Raw genomic sequence first — 4,546 nt, forward strand, 5'->3', positions numbered from 1 at the left:
CACGCCGGCGCGGGCCAGACGCCAGTGCGCGGCGACGCCGTGGGCGCCGCAGGCGCGGACGCGGCGCATGGGCAGCAGCTCGCCGATCCGGGTCCGCACCAGCCGGCCCCGGCCGATGTCCTTGCCGTCCCGGCCGAGGGACAGCACGGTGCGCACCCGCGGACGGGCGGCGGTGAGGGCGGCGACGGAGCGGTCCTCGAGGGTGGTGGCGACGAGTCCGTCCTCGCCGAGCAGGGCGACCGCGCGGTCGATCAGCTCCCGCTCGTGGCCGGTCTCCTTGAGGTCCAGATGGGCGACGAGCTTCCCGGCGACCAGCTCCATGACCTCGTCCACGACGGGCACGGGGTATCCGGCGCGGTCGTTCAGCTCGGCGTGGGTGAGCGTGGACAGCGGCGGGCCGGTGCGGCGTACGCGGGGATCGTGGTGGACGACGAAGACCCCGTCCGCCGTGCGCCGTACGTCGAACTCGACGTACTCCGCGCCGGACGCGAGCGCGTCCTCGTACGCCTCCCGGGTCGCCGGCGCGGCGCGTTCGGAGCCTCCCCGGTGGGCGGAGACGGCGGGGCGTGGCGTCATGGCTGTGCGGCTCCGGGGCGGGACGGCCGCAGGCCGCCCCGGGGAGGGGGCGGCCTGCGGTGGTGCGGCGAGCGGGTCAGGCGAGCTTCGCCGTCAGGGTGATGTTCGTGCCCTTCAGCGCCTGGCTGACCGGGCAGTTCACCTTGGCGTCCTCGGCGGCGGCGACGAAACCGGCCTCGTCCAGGCCGGGGACGGTGCCCTCGACGGTGAGGTGGATGCCGGTGATGCCCTCACCGGGCACGAAGGTCACGTCGGCGGAGGTCGTCAGCCTGGTCGGCGGGGTGCCGGCCTTGTCGAGACCGTTGGACAGGGCCATCGAGAAGCAGCTGGAGTGGGCGGCGGCGATCAGCTCCTCGGGGCTGGTCTTCCCGTTCGCCTCCTCGGCCCGCGACGCCCAGGTGACCGGCTGCTCGGCGATGCTGCCGGAGGAGTCGAAGGCGACGACCCCGCTGCCCTTGAACAGGTTGCCTTCCCAAACGGTGTGTGCGGAGCGCGTGGCTGCCATGACGCATCCTTTCGAAAATGTCCGGCCGTGTGTCCGGCGGTGCTCGGTCCGGGCGCCCGGATCACCGGGTGCCCGCCCCCATCCGATCACATCACGGCTCAACTCACCCGGAAGACGGGCCCTCTCGCGGTGAACGGCAGCCGCGCGCCCCGCGGGATCAGATAGGCGTGCTCGCGCCGGACCCGCAGCACGTCGCACCAGCCGTCGGTGATGACGAGGACCGGCGCGGCGGGCGGGAAGTCGTCGGCGCGCTGGAGGAGGTCGACGCCGGGCTGCAGGACGGTGCCGCCCCGGCCGTGCACCCGTACCCGCCCGGCGATCTCGGTGACCGGCACGTACCCCGCGTCGTGCGGTGCCGCGTCGCAGAACACCACGCGGGCGGCCGGTACGTCGCGGGCCTCGGCGTAGGAGGCGATGGCGCCGAGCGCCTTGCCGAGCAGGACCCGGTCCATGGAGCCGGAGGTGTCCAGGACGACGCCGAAGGTGCAGCGGGCGATCTCCTCGGGCGGGAAGTACCGTCCCGCGCGGGGGATGCCGGGGGTGGACGCCTGGCGCCGGGAGGGACGCGCGTACGACCGGAGCGGTTCGGGACGGGGCACGAACTCGTCGAACCAGCGGGCGAGCCGGGCGTCCCAGGGCACCGGGGGATGGCTGAGCGCACGGATCTCCTCGACCAGGCCGCCGGGCAGGAAGCCGCGTTCCTGCCGGTCGTGCAGGTCCAGGCCCTGGGCGAGGCCCCGGCGGTAGAAGCCGTCGAGGTCGACGTGGTCGCGGGGCGGGCCGAGGGGGCCGCCGAGGATGTCGCCGAGCCCTTTGCCGCGCGGGGTGGCCAGCCGGCGCATGCGCCGGAGGTCGACGGCGATCCGGTCGTAGACCTCCTCGGCGGACAGTCCGGCGAGCTCCTTGTCGTACAGCAGGCCCTCGGGCATGGTGCCGACCCGCATCTCCTCCAGCCAGCCGTTGACGACGAAGTCGCAGGCGACGTTGAACAGGTACGGGTCGCGTCCGCCGCAGCGGTCGCCGTGGCGCAGGGCGGCGTGCAGCATCTCGTGGGCGAGGACGAACCGCCATTCCTCCTCGTCCAGCCGCCGCAGCGGGTTGACGTAGATCTCGCCCGCCTCGGCGTCGACGGCGGCGACGGAGATGCCGTGGGCGCGGGCGAGTTCGGCGTCGGCGACCAGGGTGATGCCGGCCGCGATGCCGCCGAGCAGCGGGTAGGAGGAGACGAACCAGCCGAGCGCCCGCTCCCAGGGACGTCGTGGGGCGGGCTTGCCGTCCAGGCTGTCGAGGCGGCCGGCCGCCATGTCCATCGCGGCGGACACGGTGCGGGTGAGGGCGGTGGCGAACGCGAGCTGGTGGTCCGGCGGCTGCCCGTACCAGCCGCGCCACTCCAGGAGGAAGAGGTCCGCCTCGCCGCCCGCCGTGCCGCAGCGCTCGTACACGGCCGGGACCCCGTCCCGTCGCCAGCGCGCGGCGAGCCGCTCCTCGTCGCCGTCGGGGTAGGCGGCGGGCAGGTGGTCGGGCGTCCTGCCGACGGGGAAACCGAGCAGGAAGCGGTCGACGACCACGCAGCGGGCGGCGAGCTCGCAGCGGTCGGGCTGCTCGCGCGTGCCCCCGGCGGCGGGGACGTGGCCGAAGCCGAGGTGGAGGACGGCGTGCGCGAGGGCCCACGCCCAGTCCTCCGGGTCGGCCATGCGGTCCGGGTGGGCGTGCAGGACGGCCTCGGAGTCCACGCGCACCAGTCCGTCGCGGGGCGCGAGTTCGCAGTCCTCCCGGCGGCAGACGTCGAACTCGACGGCGGCCAGCGCGGGGTTGGCCCGCGTCAGCCGCAGTCCCGCGTCGAACGCCTCCTGCGCGAGGTCCCGCTTCTTCGGCCCCTTCGCGCGGGCGCGGCTCACCGGCGCGCCTCCACCAGCCGGGGCATGTCGCGGGCCGCCTCGACGAGGAACCAGGACGGCAGGACCGGGTTGCCGTCGTCGTCGGAGGCGATGACGGTCTGGGCGACCTCGACGGAGATCTCGGCGAGCTGCACCAGCAGCGACTTGGCGCGGTACGCGGTCTGGCGGCCGTTCGCCGACATGTGCTCCTTGGTCGCCGGGAGTTCCTTGACGAGGCGTCCGCGGAACGACTCGGCGAGGTAGTAGAGCAGGTCGCGGTCCTCGACGCGGTGCGGCCAGCGGGCCTCGCCCTTGATGACGGCGTCGATGCCGAAGCGGCTGCGCACGATCTTGACGTAGCCGCAGAAGGCGGTGGCGTGCGCGGGGGTGAGCGTGCCGTGGGCGAGGACCTTCAGGGTGTCCTCGTCGAGGTCCCGGCCGAAGGAGTGCAGCGCGTCGGAGAGCATGTGCCAGGAGCGGGGGGCGGAGAACGGCTCCTCGGTCTTCGGCGGCTTGGACCACAGGTGGTCGGGGCGGTCGGTGAGGTGGTCGGTGATCCACGGGTGGATGCCGTTGTTCGCCGCCCACACCAGCCAGTCCCCGGGGGACGCCTCCAGGTGGACGTGGGTGAGGCGGTTGACGAGCGCGGAGGCGATGGGGCGGGCGAGCGCGTTGTCGGTGGCGCGGTTGCCGGCGCCGATGACGATGGAGCCCTTGGGCAGCTCGTAGTCGCCGATACGGCGGTCCAGGATCAGGGAGTAGAACGCCTTCTGCACGTCCGGGGTGGCCGCGTTGAGCTCGTCCAGGAAGAGGCAGTAGGGCTCGTCACGGGCGATCGCCTCCGGCGGGCAGAACACCGAGCGGCCGTCGCGGATCTGGGGCACGCCGATCAGGTCCTCGGGGGCGAGCTGGGTGCCCAGCAGACTCACGCACTCCAGCCCCAGTGACTCGGCGAACTCCCTGACCAGGGAGGACTTGCCGATGCCGGGTGCTCCCCAGAGGAACACCGGCCGCACGGTCGCGAGACCGAGCAGCAGTTCCGGGATGCGGGCCGGGGTGACGGTGACGGCTGCCTGCACGCAGCGGCTCCTGGGGTTCGGGGAGGTCGGGAAGGGGCGCACGGATCGCCGGCGGCCGGGCCGGAGCACGCGGATCACGACGGGCGCCGGGACCAGTGAACTGCGCCCGGACGTACCGGGGCAACGCGTTTTCGCGCGGTCGGCCCCGCCGGGCGCGGCCGGGGTCCCGGCGGCCCGGTGGCCCGGTGGCCCGGCGGTGGAACCTGTCGAAGAACCCGTGCCGGGCCGGCCCGTTCAGGCCGCGCGTTCCCGGTCCGGCTCCGCCGGCGCTTCCGCCTCGTCCGACTCCGTCAGCCAGCGGCGCAGCACCCGGTGGATCTGTTCGGCGCCGGTGAGGTCCGCTCCGTCGTGGACGGGTGCGGACAGGGCGAGCGGGGACAGCAGGAAGGGGCGGGACTGGGCGCCGCCGAGGCCACCGTGGGAGCCGATCTGCTCCTCGAAGGCGAGGACCTCTCCGTCGGCGGGGGCGTGGAAGGAGTTGACCATGATGTCGGCGGTGTGCGGGGAGG

General features: G+C 74.2%; 4 protein-coding genes and 1 pseudogene. All 5 read right to left on the reverse strand.

The annotated features are described in order from the left end of the window. A partial coding sequence (locus B7767_RS26985) for a glycerophosphodiester phosphodiesterase family protein (protein ID WP_085574456.1) occupies positions 1-576 on the reverse strand: 576 nt, incomplete at its 3' end. A 76-nt stretch (positions 577-652) separates the two neighbouring features. Further along, complete coding sequence (locus B7767_RS26990) at positions 653-1,081, reverse strand: OsmC family protein (protein ID WP_085574457.1); 429 nt, start codon at positions 1,079-1,081, stop codon at positions 653-655. 98 nt (positions 1,082-1,179) lie between these two features. Further along, on the reverse strand, positions 1,180-2,979 hold the full coding sequence (locus tag B7767_RS26995) for a hypothetical protein (protein WP_085574458.1): 1,800 nt from the start codon (positions 2,977-2,979) through the stop codon (positions 1,180-1,182). After that, on the reverse strand, positions 2,976-4,037 hold the full coding sequence (locus B7767_RS27000) for an ATP-binding protein (protein WP_085574459.1): 1,062 nt from the start codon (positions 4,035-4,037) through the stop codon (positions 2,976-2,978). The genes B7767_RS26995 and B7767_RS27000 overlap by 4 nt, the downstream gene beginning before the upstream one ends. A gap of 234 nt (positions 4,038-4,271) precedes the next feature. After that, positions 4,272-4,546, reverse strand: a pseudogene (locus B7767_RS27005) (hypothetical protein); the annotation flags it as partial.

The organism is Streptomyces sp. 13-12-16 (assembly GCF_002114215.1).
In the GTDB taxonomy this organism is placed as follows: Bacteria; Actinomycetota; Actinomycetes; order Streptomycetales; family Streptomycetaceae; genus Streptomyces.

Bases quoted from the DNA above. Each gene is read 5' to 3' on its own strand.
- B7767_RS26990 (WP_085574457.1), bottom strand. From the start codon at position 1,081: ATGGCAGCCACGCGCTCCGCACACACCGTTTGGGAAGGCAACCTGTTC.